Here is a 17,818-nt window from a genome sequence, read left to right as displayed (position 1 = left end):
AAATCTAATCATGTTAAACATTAAAAAATATAGTATCCTTGCCCTCTCCCTGATCAGTTTATCAGCAGCAGCGCAAAAAGCAAAACCATTATTTGATGGCAAAACCCTAACCGGATGGAAAGCCGTTGCAGGTGCCGCTCCATACAAAGTTGAAAATGGAATGATAGTGGGTGCAATGACCAAAGGCACACCAAATTCATTTTTGATTACTGAAAAAGAATATGGCGACTTTGTATTGGAACTGGATGTGAAATTAGAAGGTGAAACCACCAACTCAGGCATTCAAACCCGTAGCCATATTAAACCGGAAGGAAATAATGGCAAAGGATTGGTTTTTGGCAGGCAGGTGGAAATAGACCCTACTCCTAGGGCATGGACAGGCGGAATTTATGATGAAGCCAGAAGATTGTGGTTATATCCTTTGGAGCTTAATCCATCAGCAAAACCTTTGTATAAAAAGAACGAATTTAACCATTATAAAATTGAGTGCATTGGTAATGAAACCAAAACCTGGGTTAACGGAACTCCAGTAGCTTATGTGATTGATACCCTTGATAAAACTGGTTTTATCGGTTTACAGGTGCATGGCATAGGTAGCAATTTAGAAAACGATGGCAAGAAAGTTTATTTCAAAAACATCAATATCCAAACCGAAGGCTTAAAAACCAAAACCTTTCCTAAAGGGATTTATACAGTTAATTTAACACCAAATACATTATCTGCCTACGAAAAATCAGAAGGATATAAACTTTTGTTCGATGGTAAAAGCAATGCCGGTTGGATTGGTGCCTATAAAAGTACCTTCCCTGCAAAGGGCTGGAAAATAGCCGATGGAGTAATCAGCGTAGAGCCATCAGGCGGAGCCGAATCAACCAATGGGGGCGATATTGTAACCAAAGATGAATATGCTGCTTTCGATATGTCGTTCGAGTTTAAACTTACCCCTGGGGCAAATAGCGGGGTTAAATACTTTGTTACCCTGAGCGAAAAAAATACAGGTTCAGCCATTGGGCTCGAATACCAGGTTCTTGATGATGTATTGCACCCCGATGCCAAATTGGGCAGGGATGGAAACCGCACGCTGGCCTCTTTATACGATTTAATGACGGCTAAGAAAGAAGCACGTTACCTGCGCCCAATTGGTAGCTGGAACAACGGCCGCTTGGTAGTTTACCCCAACAACAAAGTAGAGCATTATTTAAATGGTGTAAAAGTGTTGGAATATACACGCGGATCAGAAGAATTTAAAAAACTGGTTGCCATCAGTAAATATAAAGATTGGAAAAACTTTGGCGAAGCACCAAAAGGACATATCCTGCTGCAAGATCATGGCAATAAGGTAGATTTCAGAACAATTAAAATCAAGAATTTATAAACTGAGTTCGATTAATATTTATGCGTTTTGATTTGTTTTAGCCTAATTTCTAAACGCGATCGTTATGCTGATCCGATAGCTATCGGATCAGGGTGACCAATTTTGGTTTTCTGTATTAATCTATGGTTAAATATATTTACGAATAAAGAAATAAAATATTAATATAAACATGCATCGTCGATCTTTTGTAAAACATACTACTTTGTTAGGCTCTGGTTTGCTTCTGGGTAATCAGGGCTTTGCCAGTTTAATGGCTGATGAGATTATTAATGTGGCCATGATTGGTTGTGGCGATAGGGGCAAAGGGGTGCTGTCTGTAATTAAATCCATGCCTGCTAAGTATAACATTAAAGCCTATTGTGATGTACTCGATTTTAGATTAAAAGAAACCGAAAAGTATGTACCTGCAGATGCAAAAGCAGTAAAAGATTACCATAAGGTTTTGGATGATAAAACCATTGAAGCGGTTTTTATTGCCACGCCTTTAAGCGAGCATTTTAAAATTGCTAAAGATGCAGTGCTTGCAGGCAAACATGTGTATGTAGAAAAAACCATGACATACAATATTGCCCAGGCACTAGAGCTTAAAAAGCTGGTAAAGCAATATCCAAATCAGGTTTTTCAGGTGGGCTATCAATACCGTTATTCGCCTTTGTATTTTAAGGTGAAAGATATGATTCAGAGTGGTTATTTGGGTAAGGTTAGTCAGATAGATTGCCGTTGGGACCGTAATGGCAACTGGCGCAGGGCCGTGCCAGAGCCTGCTTTGGAGCGTAAAATCAATTGGCGGATGTATAAAGAATATTCTGGCGGGTTGGCTGCCGAACTGCTCTCCCATCAAATTGATTTTATCAACTGGGCTTTCGAAACACAGCCTGATGAAATTATGGGATCAGGCGGGATTGATGTTTTTAAAGATGGGCGCGAAACCTATGATAATATACAGGCCATTTTGCGATACAAAGAAAAGGGGATGATCGGAAATTTTGGTGCCACTTGTGGCAATGCCCATGATGGTTACCTCTTTAAAATAAAAGGTACCAACGGATCGGTTTCCCTGCTTACCAACACCGGTTTGTTTTACCCCGAAGAGCGCACCAAAAAAGAATTAGGTATAGTTGATGGCGTAACGGGAGCAACAAAAATTGTGGTGAATAAAGATGGCGGAATCCCGATTTTGGATAAAGCCACTTTAGATGGCACCAATTATGCCCTTGATGAATTTTATAAGTCGGTAATTACCAAACAAGAACCAGCATCGAATATCAATACCGGCACCCAGGCCGCCATATGTGTAGCCATGTGTAATGAAGCGATTTATAGCGGCAATAAGCAACTTTGGAAGAAAGAGTATAGTGTTTAGGTAAGTGCTACCCCGAGCTATGTTTCTGTTGGTGAAACACAAGTTGATAAGTGAGAGGATTTTTAACCACAGATGGACACAGATAAACACGGATTTTAATATCTGTGTTCATCCTTTTTATCTGTGGTAAAATTATTATAATCGGTCGTTATTGTTGCGAGACATTGTCATTCCTAACTCGATTGGGAATCGTAATGCGAACGTTTTAAGATTCCCGCCTGCGCGGGAATGACTACCGTGCTAATGGATGCTGTCTATTGTAGCGTATTCAAAAACCTTTCAATAAATCGTCATTTCGACTGAAGCTCACCGATTTTTCATCGGTAGCGCAATGGAGAAATCTTTAAACTTTGCTCTGCTGGTCGGTGTCTCACCGACCAGCATTATAATGCGGTCGTCATTCCCAACTCGATTGGGAATCGTAATGCGAACGTTTTAAGATTCCCGCCTGCGCGGGAATGACGACCGTTATTATTATAGTTCCAGATATTCAGGCATTTCCTGTACGAAGTTAAACTTGCCTTTCTGCAAGTCCATTTTTGCATAAACATGCTGTAAGCCGTTGGTTAGTACAATCCATTTGGCTTGATGAATAGAGTTATAACGTGATGCCTGATCGAAAACCGATTGCGTAATCTTAACCTTTGGGGCTTTACATTCAATCAACATCAGCTTTTCGCCAGCTGTATTGTACACTAAAATATCGCTCCGTTTTTGTAATTGGTTCAGCACCAAACCACCTTCAATCTGGATCAGGGTGCGCGGAAATTTCTTTTCTAAAATCAGGTTCTGTATAAAATGTTGTCGCACCCACTCCTCAGGGGTAAGCACCAGGTGTTTCTTTCTCAGCTCATCGAAAATAAAAACCACTTCATCCTTTTGGGTAATTTTAAATGGATACGGAGGGAGGTTTAGCGGAGTAGGGTTAAACATTTTTCAGTTGGCAGTAATCAGTTTTCAGTTAACAGTTGGAAGTTATCCGTTAAAAATGGAACAATCTATCAATTATTATTGTGCCAAAGTTAAATTAATTCTAAGATATGCAAGGAAATCTTCTGTCTCAAATCTCATATCTCCCGTCGAAAATCTCACATCTTTAATTATAAACATTTATCCAAATCCTTAAACCTAAATCGTAATTTTACGGGCAATGACTGCTGCCGAAATTATTAAAGATCTTAAAGCCCGAAAGTTTAAACCTGTGTACCTTTTACATGGTGAAGAATCTTTCTATATCGATCAGGTAACCGATTATATAGAAGATAAACTGTTAAATGATGCCGAAAAAGGTTTCAACCAAACGGTTTTGTACGGGAAAGATACCGATATGGCTACAGTGCTGGGTGCTGCAAAACGCTACCCGATGATGGCTGATTACCAGGTGGTAATTGTAAAAGAGGCACAGGATTTAAAGTGGGGCAAAGAAGATTCGGGAAGTAAAGAGGGAGAGTTTGTACTCAACTATTTCGAGAAACCTTTGCCGAGTACTATTTTGGTATTGGCTTATAAATATGCCAATTTCGATAAGCGTAAAAAAATCTACAAAGCCATTAATAAAAGCGGATTGATTTTTCAGTCTGATCCGGTTCGCGATTATAAACTCGTGCCCTGGATTGAAGATTTTATTAAAGAAAAAGGCTATAAGGTTGATCAGCAGGCATCGGCATTAATGGCCGAATATTTAGGAACAGATCTATCCAAAATAGCCAACGAAATCGAAAAGTTGATGCTCAATGTTCCGAAAGAGGTAACCATTACTACCGATCTTGTTCAGAAAAATATTGGCATAAGTAAAGAGTATAATGTTTTTGAGTTGCAGAAAGCCCTAGCCATCCGCGATGTATTGAAATGCAATAAAATAATCAATTACTTCGCAAGCAATCCGAAAGCAAATCCAACGGTTATGGTACTGGCCAATTTAGGGGGGTATTTTACCAAACTTTTAAAATATCACTATATTCCGAACAAGGCCGATGCTGCATCTGCCCTGGGGGTGCCACCCTTTTTTATTAAAGATTATGAAGTTGCTGCCAGAAACTATAATACGGGTAAAGTTTTCCAGGTAATCAGTTTGCTGCGCGAGTATGATTTAAAAAGTAAAGGTTTGGATAGTACGGGCAATGTTGAAGATGGGGAACTCCTGAAAGAACTTGTTTTTAAAATTGTTCACTAATCTTTCTTAAACAAAAACCTCCGCTATATTCACCATCAAACGTTTGCGTAATTTTTAAGTGTTTTATTGTAATTTAATATCATTATTTTAGAATTCGATAGCTATCATGAGCACTCGTTTTTCTGAAACCAAATGAAAACTAAAATTACAATCATCCTGTTGCTGCTTTGCCTTTATCTGCCGGGCTACACACAAACATTAACGCCTTATAATCTTTCTTTTACTAAACTTGCCGATAAATGGGATGAAGCCATGCCTTTGGGCAATGGGATGTTGGGGGCTTTAATCTGGGAGAAAAACAATAAACTCCGCCTTTCTTTAGATCGGGCAGATTTATGGGATGAACGCAAGGCACTCGATATGTCGAAACTTACCTTTAAATGGGTAGAAGAACAGGTGCATAAAAATAACTATGCTGCTGTTCAAAAAATAGGCGATGAGCCTTATGATACCAGTCCTTACCCCACCAAGTTACCTGCTGCGGCAATGGAGTTCGACATTTCAAAATTCGGTAAAGTGGTAGCTAATGTGCTGGATATTGAAACGGCCTTAAATACCGTGAAGTTCGAAAACGGAACTGTTTTTAACTGTTATATTCATGCTGCCCAGCAACAGGGTTATTTCAGTTTAGAAAACCTTAAATCTACCGCGATATTACCAGCACTAATTGTTCACAATTATAACAACACCCAAACTGAAAAAGGCGACAACAGCCATGCTGGCGAAGGCTTGCAAAAACTGGGTTATGCCAAAGGTAAAGTAACCAACACGGCCAATAGTATCCGGTACCATCAGCCTACTTATCAAGGCCATTATTACGAAGTTTTGGTGCAGTGGAAAAAGTTAGCAAAGGGCAAGGTAATCGGTTCATGGACAATCAGCAACGATAAAGTAGCAAGCTTACCAAGCATTACAGCTAATGCGAAAGAGCCAACAGGCTGGGATACACATACCAAATGGTGGAAAACATTTTGGGCAAAATCGAACATTTCCGTTCCGGATACTACCATTCAAAAACAATATTTTTTAGAAATGTATAAGCTGGGCTGCGTAGCCAGAAAGGGTGCACCAGCCATTACCCTGCAAGCGGTGTGGACAGCTGATAACGGTAGTTTGCCACCCTGGAAAGGTGATTTCCACAATGATTTAAATACCCAGCTAAGCTATTGGCCAACCTATACTGCAAACCACCTGGCCGAAGGTGCTACTTTTACCGATTGGTTGTGGAAAATCAGGAACAAGAACCTGAGTTATACCAAACAGTATTTTGGTGTTGAGGGTTTAAACGTACCAGGGGTAATTACCTTAAATGGCGATCCGATGGGGGGATGGATCCAGTATTCACTTTCGCCTACTGTTAGCGCATGGACTTCGCAGCATTTTTATTGGCAATGGAAATACAGTATGGATGATGGTTTCCTCAAAGCAAGGGCTTATCCTTATATCCACGATGCGGCAACCTACCTGGAAAATATAACCCGCTTAAAAAACGGCAAACGAACATTACCGCTAAGCTCTAGTCCTGAATATAATGATAACAGCATTAAAGCCTGGTTTTTAAACTGGAGCAATTTCGATTTATCCCTGGCCAAATTTTTGTTTAAAGCAGCGGCTGAAGTAAGTAAAGCAAATGGCAAAACTGAAGAAAATAAACACTGGCTGGCTGTATTAAATGAGCTGCCCGATTATGAGATAAATGAAACGGGCTTTACCATAGCACCGGGTTCAAATTTAACAAGTTCGCATAGGCACATGTCGCAATATATGGCCATTTACCCTCTCAATTTATTGGATGCAAACCATCCGGATGATAAAACTATTATCGATAACTCTTTAAAACGTTTGGAAGAGATTGGAACAAGGGCATGGTGCGGATATTCTTTTAGCTGGATGGCTTCTTTATATGCAAGGGCATACCAGGCCGATAAAGCGGTAAAACAACTGGAGATCTTTGCTGCTAATTTCTGTTCGCCGAACAGCTTTCATTTAAATGGCGATCAGAAAGGCGGTCAGTATTCGGGTTTTACCTATCGCCCTTTTACATTGGAAGGTAATTTCGCTTTTGCACAGGGTGTTCACGAATTATTGGTGCAGAGTAGAAATGGATACATCCAGGTTTTTCCGGCAGTACCCCAAAATTGGAAAGATGTTTCATTTAATAATCTGCGTACCGAAGGCGCCTTTATTGTAAGTGCAAAAAAAGAAAATGGTGTTCCAACGTGGGTCAAAATCTCTGCTGAACAAGGAGGTGTTTTAAGGATTAAATTGCCTTTTAAAACTTTTGTAGTAAAAGATTTCCCTGCGGGTACAGTTAAAATGGGGGATGATGGGGTTGCTGTAGTGAGTTTGAAAAAGCAACAGGTGATTGTTTTTGAAAATGGTTATGAGTAGTTTAATTTTAATGTTTTCGCTCCGCTTGGGCTTGCCATTCTCGCAGTCTTGCCTCGGTTCACCGCCACCGAGGAGGCTCTTACCTTTTTCTTGATAAAAAGGTAACCAAAAATCAAGGCTTGGAACTGATGTCGGATAAATTCGTTAAAGCTTTTTGGTCGTCAGCACAAGTTCCGCCGAAGGGGGCGGAAAGTGTGTGCTGCCTCAATGCAACGATGGAAGGAAAGGTAATGCTAAAGCTTTAACGTTTTCTCCTTCCATCATTTCCTATGCCCTATAGCAGGGAGCATATAGCGATGTGCAGATACTCTTAGCCACCCTGCTTAAGGCGATCGTCATGCTGAATTTATTTCAGCACCTTTCCTGTTGTTTAAAACTATGAGGGAATGCGTTAACTCCGTCATTGCGAAGCTGGGGAGAGCGAGCTGAAGCAATCTTTTAAGTTTTTAACTCGCGGCCGTCATTCCCGCGCATGCGGGAATCGTAATGCTTTCGCTCCGCTCGGGCTTGCCTCGGTTCACCGCCACCGAGGGGGCTCTTACCTTTTTCTTGATAAAAAGGTAACCAAAAATCAAGGCTTGGAACTGATGTCGGATAAATTCGTTAAAGCTTTTTGGTCGTCAGCACAAGTTCCGCCGAAGGGGGCGGAAAGTGTGCGCTGCCTCAATGCAACTATGGAAGGAAGGTAATGCTAAAGCTTTAACGTTTTATCCATCCATCATTTCCTATGCCGGAAAGCAGGGAGCATATAGCAATTTGCTGATACTGTTAGCCACCCTGCTTAAGGCGATCGTCATGCTGAATTTATTTCAGCACCTTTCCTGTTGTTTAAAACTATGAGGGAACGCATAAAATCCGTCATTGCGAAGCTGGGGGAGAGCGAGCTGAAGCAATCTTTGTTGTAAGTTTCTAACACGGCCGTCATTCCCGCACATGCAGAAACCAGGCAATTAGGCGTATTTGTTTTAGCAGCCAGAATTTTTAAATATATTTGGATATGGAAACCTCTGAAAAAACAAAAAACATTCACCTTGGCCGAAAAATTAGCCGCATTCGCGAGTTACGTGGAATGAAGCAAGAAGCGCTTGCAACCGCATTGGGCATTAGCCAGCAGGCCATTAGCAAATTAGAGCAGAGCGAAGAAATTGAGGATACCACGCTCGAAAAAGTTGCAAATGCCTTAGGAGTTACTGCCGACGCCATTAAAAACTATTCTGATGAAGCTGTGATCAATAATATTCAAAATAACTACGAAGGGTCAAACAACCAAGGTGCTAATAACATCAATAATTATAACTGTACTTTCAATCCGCTTGATGAACTCCTTAAAGCCCTGAATGAGAACAAAGAACTTTACGAAAGGTTATTGGCAAGTGAGCGTGAAAAGGTAGAGTTATTGAAGAATAAATAGATTAATTAATTGCTAAATTTTTAGTAATGTTTCTAACACGGCCGTCATTCCCGCGCATGCGGGAATCTTAATGCTTTCGCTGTGTTTTCTCTTCGCTCGGGCTTGCCATTCTCGCAGTCTTGCCTCGGTTACCGATATAAAATCGGTACAGATCAGCCGCCACCGAGGGGGCTCTTACTTTTGGCTTGGCCCAAAAGTAACAAAAACCCAAGGCTTGGAACTGATGTCGGATAAATTCGTTAAAGCTTTTTGGTCGTCAGCACAAGTTCCGCCGAAGGGGGCGGAAAGTGTGTGCTGCCTCGATGCAACGATGGAAGGAAAGGTACTGATAAAGCTTTAACGTTTTCTCCTTCCATCATTTCCTATGCCACAGCAGGGAGCAGATAGCATAATTCAAATAGCGAGGTGCAAATAGCATGATGCAGGGAATGCGTTAAATCCGTCATTGCGAAGCTGGGGGAGAGCGAGCTGAAGCAATCTTTGTTGTAAGTTTCTAACACGGCCGTCATTCTCGCGCATGCGGGAATCTTAATGCGATCGCTATGTTTACTAACTTTTTAGCCACGCTGCTTAAGGCGATCGTCCTGCTGATCCGATAGCTATCGGATTTATTTCAGAACATTTCCTGTTATTTAAAACGCTGCGGGGCTGCATAAATCCGTCATTACTTCAACTTCGCATTTCTTCCACAAGTCTCCGCATGCTTTCAAATAAAGGCTCAAATAATGGTTTGATTACGAAAAATTGGACACTTAATTTTATTCCCTAAAAAAATAGTTAACAAAATATTCTTTCCTTTTCATCCATTAGTCTATATTTAAAGCAGCGCAATTGCCCCCGTGCTACAACCATTATCTCACCAGCAATCCCATGGTAAATGGTTAATTCATCCCTATTATTTTTTAAAGGAGTGCAAATTAACTTGAATTTTTATATTTAAATCATTTATCAATGAGCTTAAGCAACAGGATTTCATCAGAAATCACACCAGAACAATCAGCGGCAATCGTAGCTGCAATCGAACAGTTTAAAACGGCATTAACGCCAGTTTTATTAATCAATTTAACCGCAGATGAGCGAAATTCGACCCTTAAGATGGGCGATAAGACAATTGCCTTTGTGAGCAAAACACTCGAATATGCCAGCCAGAATCCAGCCTTAGTACCCGGCTATGTAGATTTGACCGAAGCCAAAAAAGACAATAAACTGGCTTCCGATATCTATATCATTTTTCAACAGATTAGTACATTACTACGTGGTTTAGAAGATACTGGCATGGTAGCAGGCAGCGAGGCTTACGAAGCTGCTTTATTGATTTATCATTCGATTAAAGGAGCAAGCCGCTCTAATGTTCCAGGTACTCAAATTATGCACGATGATTTGAAACAGCGTTTTCCAAGGTCGGGTAAAAGAGTTGATCCGTTATTGTAAACGTAAAAAGGCTTGTATTAAATACCCTCGGTTTCAATATCACCGGGGGTATTTTTTTGTTTAAGGATCAACGTTATATGATTAGGTTCGGAAGCTAAATACCTGAGCTTTTAAGTTGAAAGATTCGCCTTTTTGGATTTAATATTAAGTGTTTTAGGCCAAACAATAAGTTCAAAGCTCCTACGATTAGGGGCGGGGGCTTAATAATTTAGGTCGGAGGTCAAATGATTATGGTTAAAGGGCAAACGATTGGGGTCGGAGGGCAAACGATTGGGGTCAGAGGTCAAACGATTGGGGTCAGAGGTCAAACGATTGGGGTCAGAGGTCAAACGATTGGGGTCAGAGGTCAAACGATTGGGGTCAGAGGTCAAACGATTGGGGCCAGAGGTCAAACGATTGGGGCCAGAGGTCAAACGATTGGGGCCAGAGGTCAAACGATTAGGGTCAGAGGTCAAACGATTAGGGTCAGAGGGCAAATGATTGGGGTCGGAGGGCAAACGATTGGGGTCAGAGGGCAAACGATTAGGGTCGGAGGGCAAACGATTGGGGTCAGAGGTCAAACGATTGGGGTCAGAGGTCAAACGATTGGGGTCAGAGGTCAAACGATTGGGGCCAGAGGTCAAACGATTGGGGCCAGAGGTCAAACGATTGGTGTCGGAGGTCAAACGATTGGGGTCGGAGGTCAAACGATTGGGGTCTGATGAATTATTTAGTGAAACTATCGTGCTTTCAACCTGTTAAAATACTGCAAAGTCATATTTAAGCTAATTATGTAAGATAATGATTTAGCTATGCTCAACGCTGACGAGATCATTGAGTTAGCATTCGTTGTTACAAATAACTTATACTATCAGCACGTAAATATCATAAATATATGTTAGCAATAAATACTAACCACTCCATAAAGTTTAATCTTTGTTTACCTTCTTTTACAAATGCATATCTTTTACTTGCATTACGATAAAATTATCGTCCGGTAAGGATAAGTAACAATTTCTGAAAGGATATTTGGGCAACAAATTATTAATAAAAATAGTCGAAAACGTGCTTTAGAAGCTGATTTTAAGCACTTATCCTGTAAAACGTGAATATTTAAAATACTGGTAACTGTATATATCATTAAGAGTGTTAATTGCTAAAAATAAATTAATATATTATATATAATAGCGATTATTATTAAATGCTCACCCTACGCGGGCTGAAAAATCTGTGAGGACTGATTTATTATTTTAAACACTCTACTGCTAGCATTGAATAATGATTAAAAAAATTATCTGATATTTTCTCTTCAAAAAATAATTGTATGTTCGAACCTGAATTAAAATTAACGCAATGATTGAAAAAATAACTAATGTCAGTCCTGATAAAATTAAGGAAATAAGGGATAGGCAATTTAAATCCGAGCTGGAAGATTTGGATTATAAGGAAGTATTTAAGATTTCCGACAAAAAGTCTAAAGTTGAATTTATCAAAGACGTTGTTGCATTTGCTAACTCAAAAGGAGGATATCTTATTTTTGGAGTTAATAACGATGGAGAATGGATTGGACTGGATGAAAGAAGTGACTCCAATTTTGATACGGCTAATATCGATAACATTATTGATGATTACGTAAATGGGCAAATTGATTATGTCGCCAATACGGTTATACTAGAAGAAAATCCATTTATTGTTTTCTTCATAAACCCCTCAAAGGAAATATTAACATTCAAAAAAGATGGTTTTTATAATAAAACTGGATGGGGATCCGCTAAGCAGGTAAGTGTTAATGCATTTAAAGCCAATGATGTTTATTGCAGAAGAGGAACTCGTTCAATAAAAGCAGATAAACTTTTTTACAGACAAAAGCATAATGGATTTAAAACAATCGAGAATGTTTTAAGCCAAGGCAATTTGTACAATGAATTTATAGGAAGAAAGCAGCATCTTATAGAACTATCCAATAAACTTAATAATGAAAATAATCGAATAATTCAAGTCGACGGGATTGGCGGAATTGGAAAAACAAGTTTTGTTCACTACTTCTGTAAACAATTAATTTTAGAAAGCGAAACAAACAAACATTTTGACTTTATTATCTGGACCAGTTCAAAGCAAAACAAGATATACTTCCAGCTGGTATCAAAGCTATTCAAGACTTTATTTCTAATTATGCTGATCTAATTCAGGATATTCATAAGTTTTTAGAATCGAACGGACTGATCGAGGATTATGAACAAAAGGAAAAAGAAGAAGTTGTAAAAGATTTTTTTAATAATAATAAGGTCTTATTAGTTGTCGATAATCTTGAAACTTTAAATGACCAGGACTTAATTTCGTTTTTGGAAAATCTATCTAAAAATACTAAAGCAATTTTAACGACAAGAGAGACCTTAGGTGATTTTTATATGGCTCGAATAAATTTGAATGGATTTTCAGAGGAAGAGGAATTTCCTGATTTTTTGAACTCTCAATTCAAGATTTTCTCAGGCAAAGACGCACTATTTACCGATATTTTTGCGAAATATTTGAAAGAACTATATTCTTACACTAAAGGCATGCCATTAGCAGGACAATTGGTTGCGCATCAGCTTGCCAAAGCCACACCAATTACACTTGTACTTGAAAACCTTAAAAGTGGAGATGCTTATCATGATATTTTAAAGTTTTGTTTTCAAGGTTCAATAGAAAAACTCTCAGAGGTTGAAAAAAAAGTTCTATATATTCTGTCATTGTCTGAAAAAGAAGAATTACTTACTGCAGATGATCTTTGTTATATATCTGAATTTAATAACGATGAAATTGGTTATCAAGCTTTACCACAGTTATCAACCATTTCTTTGTGTTATTCTCAGAAAACCGATAACGGGGAGATTGGATATAACGTACCACATTTAGCTAAAATATATAGTAAAAACTTTTTGAACTTACCTGATGAAAAACATTTAATCAGTAGATATGAAGTTTTTATGCAGGAGAGAAAGACCTTTTCTGACAGTGGTTTTAATAATGCCCAGTACCGTTCAAATGCAGGAAATCATAAGGAACGTGTTGCATCAGAAAAAGCTGTCAAAACTCTTGCAATGTCAAATTGGAATTATGATTATGCGATTGAATTAATTGATGAACTAATTAAGCTAAATAGTCAATTTGCCTTTTTGTATCTTATTAAAGGTAAAATTCAGGAGAATAGTTTTTTCGTAAACCATTATGAGCTAGCTAAAAAGGAATTTTCAATGGCTATTGAGTTGGATAGTCAATTACTTGAAGCGTTAATTGAAATGGGTTTTCTGGAACTCAAGAATAGAACGGGGAAAAGTAAAAATTCGAAGGAATTAATCAAAGAAAGCATCAAATATTTTGAAAGAGCTTTAGCAATTGATTCAAACAATCAACGTGTCAATCTAGGTTTAGGTCAAGCATATGCCGCCCAATCAAAAGATATTATGTATCATCAAAATCGAATCGGTAAGCATGAGAAAGCAAATTTGGCTAATAAGCATTTTGAAAAAGCCTACTACCCTGGTGAAAATTTGACAAAGACTCAAATTCACGTAAATTCTATAACAGCTGTTAATCAAGCACTAAACTATAAAGTAAATCTTCGAGATAATCAAAAAGCTTATCATTATTGTTCGATAGCTCTAAACCTTGAACCAAAAAACCTGAAAATACAGCAAATGCATGACGAATTGAATTATTATCTTAACCCGAAAGAATATTCTGTTGAAAAATTATCTGAAAAAGGATGGCTTAAAGAACGCGTAAAGAAAGGCTCAGCTCGTTCGAACTGAGAAAATGTGTGAGGACTGGTAATTGCAGAGTAAAGAGGTACGATTTATGTTTTAACACAAATGACTGGGGTTTATTAAAAGCCATTAACATTTGCCTCAAATAACTGAAATACTCCTCAGTGTTGTCGATTTACGAAAACCGCAATTTAACTAGCTCCGTATTTATTAAAGTACATCTGGAACTAACTGATGTATAATTTAGGTTGCCCTTAGTTAATAGCTTAAGGAAAATAACATGACGCACTATCACTTTTAACACACAATGGTAAAAGCGAATTATAAGCAGATGCATTAATTTGTATCTGCTTTCTTATTATGATAAGAGGGGGTTACTAGTCAAAAGGTATGTATGGAGCGAGGGTCGTTGCAGTAAAGTTCTTAATAATGACGCGATATTATAGTTTGAAGTAGATAAAACAAAACCTTAGTTGATTTTAGTTATTTCACTTTTAAGTATCTGAGAGCTAAAATTTGACGTAGCCTTTATCTTGTATGTGTTTCTACTGTAACTGATTATATTAACGGTAATAAGTGCGTTTTTAGGGGCATTTGGGAACCTCTTATAGTTATCTGCATCAGGTTTCAAGGTATATGAACAATTGCTAATCCATTCAATACTATAAGAATTCGGAACGGTCAGAACCATCATAATATTCATATTGATGGGTCGCATCGCGTTTTATTACTAATAACTTTCCGTTATACATCATATTAAACTTCCCCTGTTTGAATTTTAGACAGTCAGAGATTTGTGCTTTTAAACTATTGAAAAAGGAGAGTCCAATTATTGTGAGAACGAGATATTTAAGAGTCATGATATCTATGATTTAGATGTAAAACAAATATATGCTATTAATACACTTGTACAAGCGCTCACCGCCTGCGAACTGAGAATATGTGCTAAATCATCAGCTGCAAAGCAACATGATTCGCCCTTATTTTAACACAAGCGGAGTACAGCATTTTCGATTACATAAGATACGCTGAATTTGAATCCTTCCCACTCGCTGGCGCACGTGTCCCGCGTGTGCGAAATTCTCCAACCTATTTTCTAATCCATTCCGTTTTGTTAGTTTTGGGCTTTTAAATAAAGACACACAGATGAACCATTGGTTAGTAAAATCAGAGCCTTTTAAATACAGTTGGGAAAAATTTAATCAGGATGGCCGTACCTTTTGGGATGGCGTGCGTAACTATCAGGCCCGGAATAACCTCAAAGCCATGAAAGAGGGCGATTTAGTGCTTTTTTACCACAGTAACGAAGGCAAGAACGTTGTTGGAATTGCAAAGGTTGTAAAAGAATTTTATCAGGATCCTACCACCGATGATGCAAATTGGGTAGTGGTTGATTTATCACCTGTGGAGAGTCTGAAAAATCCGGTATCATTAGAGCAGATTAAAGCTGAGCCAAGTTTAACTGATATTTCTTTGGTGCGCCAGGGCCGTTTATCGGTAATGCCCTTAAAGGCAGCAGAATTTGATAAGATTTTAGAAATGGGGAGTTAGGTTCCAGTCAATAATCTAAAATCCAGGGTTGATTAACTAAAGGTGCTTATCCTGGGTAGTCTTATAAAATAAATCTTTACATTTTGCAATACTTTGGTGGAGGTGAAGCCCCCTCAACTGCCCGCTGGTAATAATAGCGTAGCGGAATGCGATTACTTATATTCCGAGTGATGAAATTATTTAGACTACGTCATTTTCATCAGCATTTTGGATTAATTTAGTAAGTAAAAAATTAGTAATCCAGTAGAAACCTTACTATATTGATTCACCTTAAAACATCAATATGAAAACGCTCTATTTTACATTCGTCTTTTTCCTGTTTGCCAATTTTGCAATGGCTCAAATTATAAAACCACATATTGCCATTCTTAAAACCCAAAACGGCAAGTATAAAGGGATTTTGTACAAAGTAGATTCGCTTGATGTTGTTTTAAACCACGATGGCGAATATATAAATGTCCCTATTAAAGAAATTAAAACAGTACAGATCAGAACCATTAAAAAAGGATATAAAGGCACAAGTTTTTTAAAGGTTGGCGATGAACACCGGAACGGAATACAAAACCGATTCGCGGGGCAAAATGATAGATCAATGGGGGCACGAACAGCCAGATTTAGCGGGATACGCTTCAAAAACCATTATTTCGGTAGTGTTTAACGCACTTGTAAATACCCTTGCACTTCCCATTCATGCCATTAATCCCAATATCGCCCGCTTTAATTTCAAACAGCATCCAGGTAATCAATTAAACGAGCTCAGCTACTATTCCATTTATTATCAGGCTAACCCAAATGTTTTGGCAGAGCTGCGCCAAATGAAAGATATTTCATCTACGTTTAAACCATAGGTGATTTATTTTCATTAGCCGATTACCTCGGATTCATCCCAAGGATCATCTTGCGTGAAAAAAGACATTTGAGTGGAGATGACAGATGCAGAAAACCGACTTTAAACCACATTGCAGAAAGCTTTTAATTCCAATAAGATATTTTAAAAGATCTCTCCATTCCGCGTGGCTTCGTTCACCTACGATCTTGTGATTGGGTTGTTCAATAAAAACAATTGAGTGCCCAAATCAATCAACAAATCAACCTTTTTTTGTACTCAAGGTAATCCCTAAGGTCATTACAATGCTCGATCCGAGTACAACAAGGAACAAAAATGGTGTACCCACTTGCTGTATTTTTAAACTTGCCGGTAAATTGAAATAGAGTAAAATACTGATCAGCCCGCGGGGTGCAATGTATAAAATCGAGGTAAGGCTTTCCTTTTTAAATACCTTAAGAAAGAAAATCCTGATGGTGTATATAGAGGCCAGAATGAAAAAGCCGTTGGCCAGCACAATTTTATTGTTCAGGTCGTTAATATTCATGGTAAAACCAAAAATAACAAAGAAAAAGGTGCGTAAAATAAAGGCACTCTCTGCCGATAACTGATAAAGCTGCGATAAATCGGCAGTTAAGTTTTTATATAAAAATATACTTCTGAACCATACATTGCGGATGGTATCGGCATTGTTGAGAAAAAGCCCTGTACTGAGGATCAGAACCAGTGAAGAAAGGTGATACGATTGGCCGATGGCATACACAAGGATCAGTATGGCAATAATTAAAAAGAACTTAATATGGTGTACCAAACGCCCCATAATATACAACAGTACCACACAGGCAATGGCAGATAATAACAGAATTAAAAATGTACTCAGCCCAAGCCCAATAAATGCCGAAGGTGGTAATGGAGTGGTTTGTAATTGCGAAATTGAAGATAATGATCCCTAAAATATCAGAAAACGAAGATTCATAAATCACAAATTCTTTGTCTTTATTACTTAAAGCTGCAGCAGAAGGTATGGCAATTGCAGAGCTGATTACACTAAAAGGAATGGCATTTGCAATACAGGTATAGAGGTTTTGATGGCTAATTTGATAAATTATAATTGTGATTACCGAAATGGTACCCAATAATATGGTTAAGGCAGATAGAAAGGCACTTTTAATGATCTTATTTTTATGTTGATCGTATTTGAGTTCGAGCGAGCCTTCAAAAACGATTAAAATTAAGCCAACCGTACCCAGCGTTGGTAAAATGGAAAGAAAATTAAAGGTTTGTATTTTAAGGTAGTCTACTAAAAAACGTAATCCAATGCCCAACAACAGCAGCAATAAAACCGATGGTATTTTAGTTTTACTCGCCACTAAATCAAACAGATAAGAGAAAATTACTAATCCGCTTAAAATAATAAGAATGGTATAAGTTGTCATATTTTTCACGTATGAAGCGGCGCACGAAAAACGCGAAAGCGTTTCACGATAAATGCGAAAACCAGTGGTGTTAGCGAGGTAGACCTGGTTAGATCGGGTGGCTGAATAACCGAACCAGTAGATATGCAAAACA

The 17,818-nt window shown here is 38.3% G+C and carries 14 protein-coding genes and 1 pseudogene; 11 read left to right on the top strand and 4 right to left on the bottom strand.

Features of this window, described 5'->3' with window-relative positions; genetic code table 11:
- The first annotated feature begins 10 nt into the window (after positions 1–10).
- Positions 11–1,375, top strand: coding sequence for a 3-keto-disaccharide hydrolase (locus AC0IWE_RS00075; protein ID WP_471791439.1), 1,365 nt, complete (start codon positions 11–13; stop codon positions 1,373–1,375).
- A gap of 169 nt (positions 1,376–1,544) precedes the next feature.
- Positions 1,545–2,738, top strand: coding sequence for a Gfo/Idh/MocA family protein (locus AC0IWE_RS00070; protein ID WP_055906298.1), 1,194 nt, complete (start codon positions 1,545–1,547; stop codon positions 2,736–2,738).
- A 474-nt stretch (positions 2,739–3,212) separates the two neighbouring features.
- On the opposite strand, the gene AC0IWE_RS00065 is transcribed toward AC0IWE_RS00070, so the two are convergent.
- On the bottom strand, positions 3,213–3,671 hold the full coding sequence (locus tag AC0IWE_RS00065; RefSeq protein WP_471791438.1) for a type I restriction enzyme HsdR N-terminal domain-containing protein: 459 nt from the start codon (positions 3,669–3,671) through the stop codon (positions 3,213–3,215).
- A 217-nt stretch (positions 3,672–3,888) separates the two neighbouring features.
- On the opposite strand from AC0IWE_RS00065, the gene holA reads away from it, so the two are divergent.
- The 4 genes from holA to AC0IWE_RS00045 all read left to right on the top strand — a co-directional run bounded on the left by holA (position 3,889) and on the right by AC0IWE_RS00045 (position 10,144).
- Positions 3,889–4,911, top strand: a complete 1,023-nt coding sequence (holA, locus tag AC0IWE_RS00060; protein WP_471791437.1) for a DNA polymerase III subunit delta — start codon at positions 3,889–3,891, stop codon at positions 4,909–4,911.
- Between the two features lie 132 nt (positions 4,912–5,043).
- The gene (locus AC0IWE_RS00055; protein WP_471791436.1) at positions 5,044–7,302 is read left to right on the top strand and encodes a glycosyl hydrolase family 95 catalytic domain-containing protein; all 2,259 of its coding nucleotides are present in this window, start codon (positions 5,044–5,046) and stop codon (positions 7,300–7,302) included.
- 997 nt (positions 7,303–8,299) lie between these two features.
- A complete protein-coding gene (locus AC0IWE_RS00050) occupies positions 8,300–8,713 on the top strand; it encodes a helix-turn-helix domain-containing protein (RefSeq protein ID WP_471791435.1) in 414 nt (137 codons plus the stop codon).
- Positions 8,714–9,664: 951 nt separating this feature from the next.
- On the top strand, positions 9,665–10,144 hold the full coding sequence (locus AC0IWE_RS00045) for a type 1 periplasmic-binding domain-containing protein (protein WP_471791434.1): 480 nt from the start codon (positions 9,665–9,667) through the stop codon (positions 10,142–10,144).
- 200 nt (positions 10,145–10,344) lie between these two features.
- Here the strand turns inward: AC0IWE_RS00045 and AC0IWE_RS00040 are convergent, their stop codons facing one another.
- Positions 10,345–10,494, bottom strand: coding sequence for a hypothetical protein (locus AC0IWE_RS00040; protein WP_471791687.1), 150 nt, complete (start codon positions 10,492–10,494; stop codon positions 10,345–10,347).
- Between the two features lie 982 nt (positions 10,495–11,476).
- Between AC0IWE_RS00040 and AC0IWE_RS00035 the strand changes: the two genes are divergently transcribed.
- From AC0IWE_RS00035 to AC0IWE_RS00015, 5 genes are all read left to right on the top strand, one after another.
- Entirely contained in the window at positions 11,477–12,307 is an 831-nt protein-coding gene (locus tag AC0IWE_RS00035; protein WP_471791433.1) for an AlbA family DNA-binding domain-containing protein, read from the top strand.
- Positions 12,308–12,465: 158 nt separating this feature from the next.
- Positions 12,466–13,917 (top strand): tetratricopeptide repeat protein, encoded by a 1,452-nt coding sequence (locus AC0IWE_RS00030; protein ID WP_471791432.1) that lies wholly within the window; start codon positions 12,466–12,468, stop codon positions 13,915–13,917.
- A gap of 1,101 nt (positions 13,918–15,018) precedes the next feature.
- The gene (locus AC0IWE_RS00025) at positions 15,019–15,423 is read left to right on the top strand and encodes an EVE domain-containing protein (protein ID WP_055906275.1); all 405 of its coding nucleotides are present in this window, start codon (positions 15,019–15,021) and stop codon (positions 15,421–15,423) included.
- A gap of 283 nt (positions 15,424–15,706) precedes the next feature.
- Entirely contained in the window at positions 15,707–16,081 is a 375-nt protein-coding gene (locus tag AC0IWE_RS00020) for a hypothetical protein (RefSeq protein ID WP_471791431.1), read from the top strand.
- Positions 16,074–16,271, top strand: coding sequence for a hypothetical protein (locus AC0IWE_RS00015; RefSeq protein WP_471791430.1), 198 nt, complete (start codon positions 16,074–16,076; stop codon positions 16,269–16,271). Before AC0IWE_RS00020 ends, AC0IWE_RS00015 begins: the two co-directional genes overlap by 8 nt.
- 240 nt (positions 16,272–16,511) lie before the next feature.
- Here AC0IWE_RS00015 and AC0IWE_RS00010 read toward each other — a convergent pair whose 3' ends face one another.
- Both AC0IWE_RS00010 and AC0IWE_RS00005 read right to left on the bottom strand, forming a co-directional pair.
- Complete coding sequence (locus AC0IWE_RS00010) at positions 16,512–17,069, bottom strand: hypothetical protein (protein ID WP_471791429.1); 558 nt, start codon at positions 17,067–17,069, stop codon at positions 16,512–16,514.
- A pseudogene (locus AC0IWE_RS00005) lies at positions 17,044–17,818 on the bottom strand (hypothetical protein); the annotation flags it as partial. The gene AC0IWE_RS00010 and the pseudogene AC0IWE_RS00005, both read right to left, overlap by 26 nt.

The organism is Pedobacter sp. AC402 (assembly GCF_979252805.1).
This window is presented reverse-complemented; position numbering and strand designations above follow the sequence as displayed.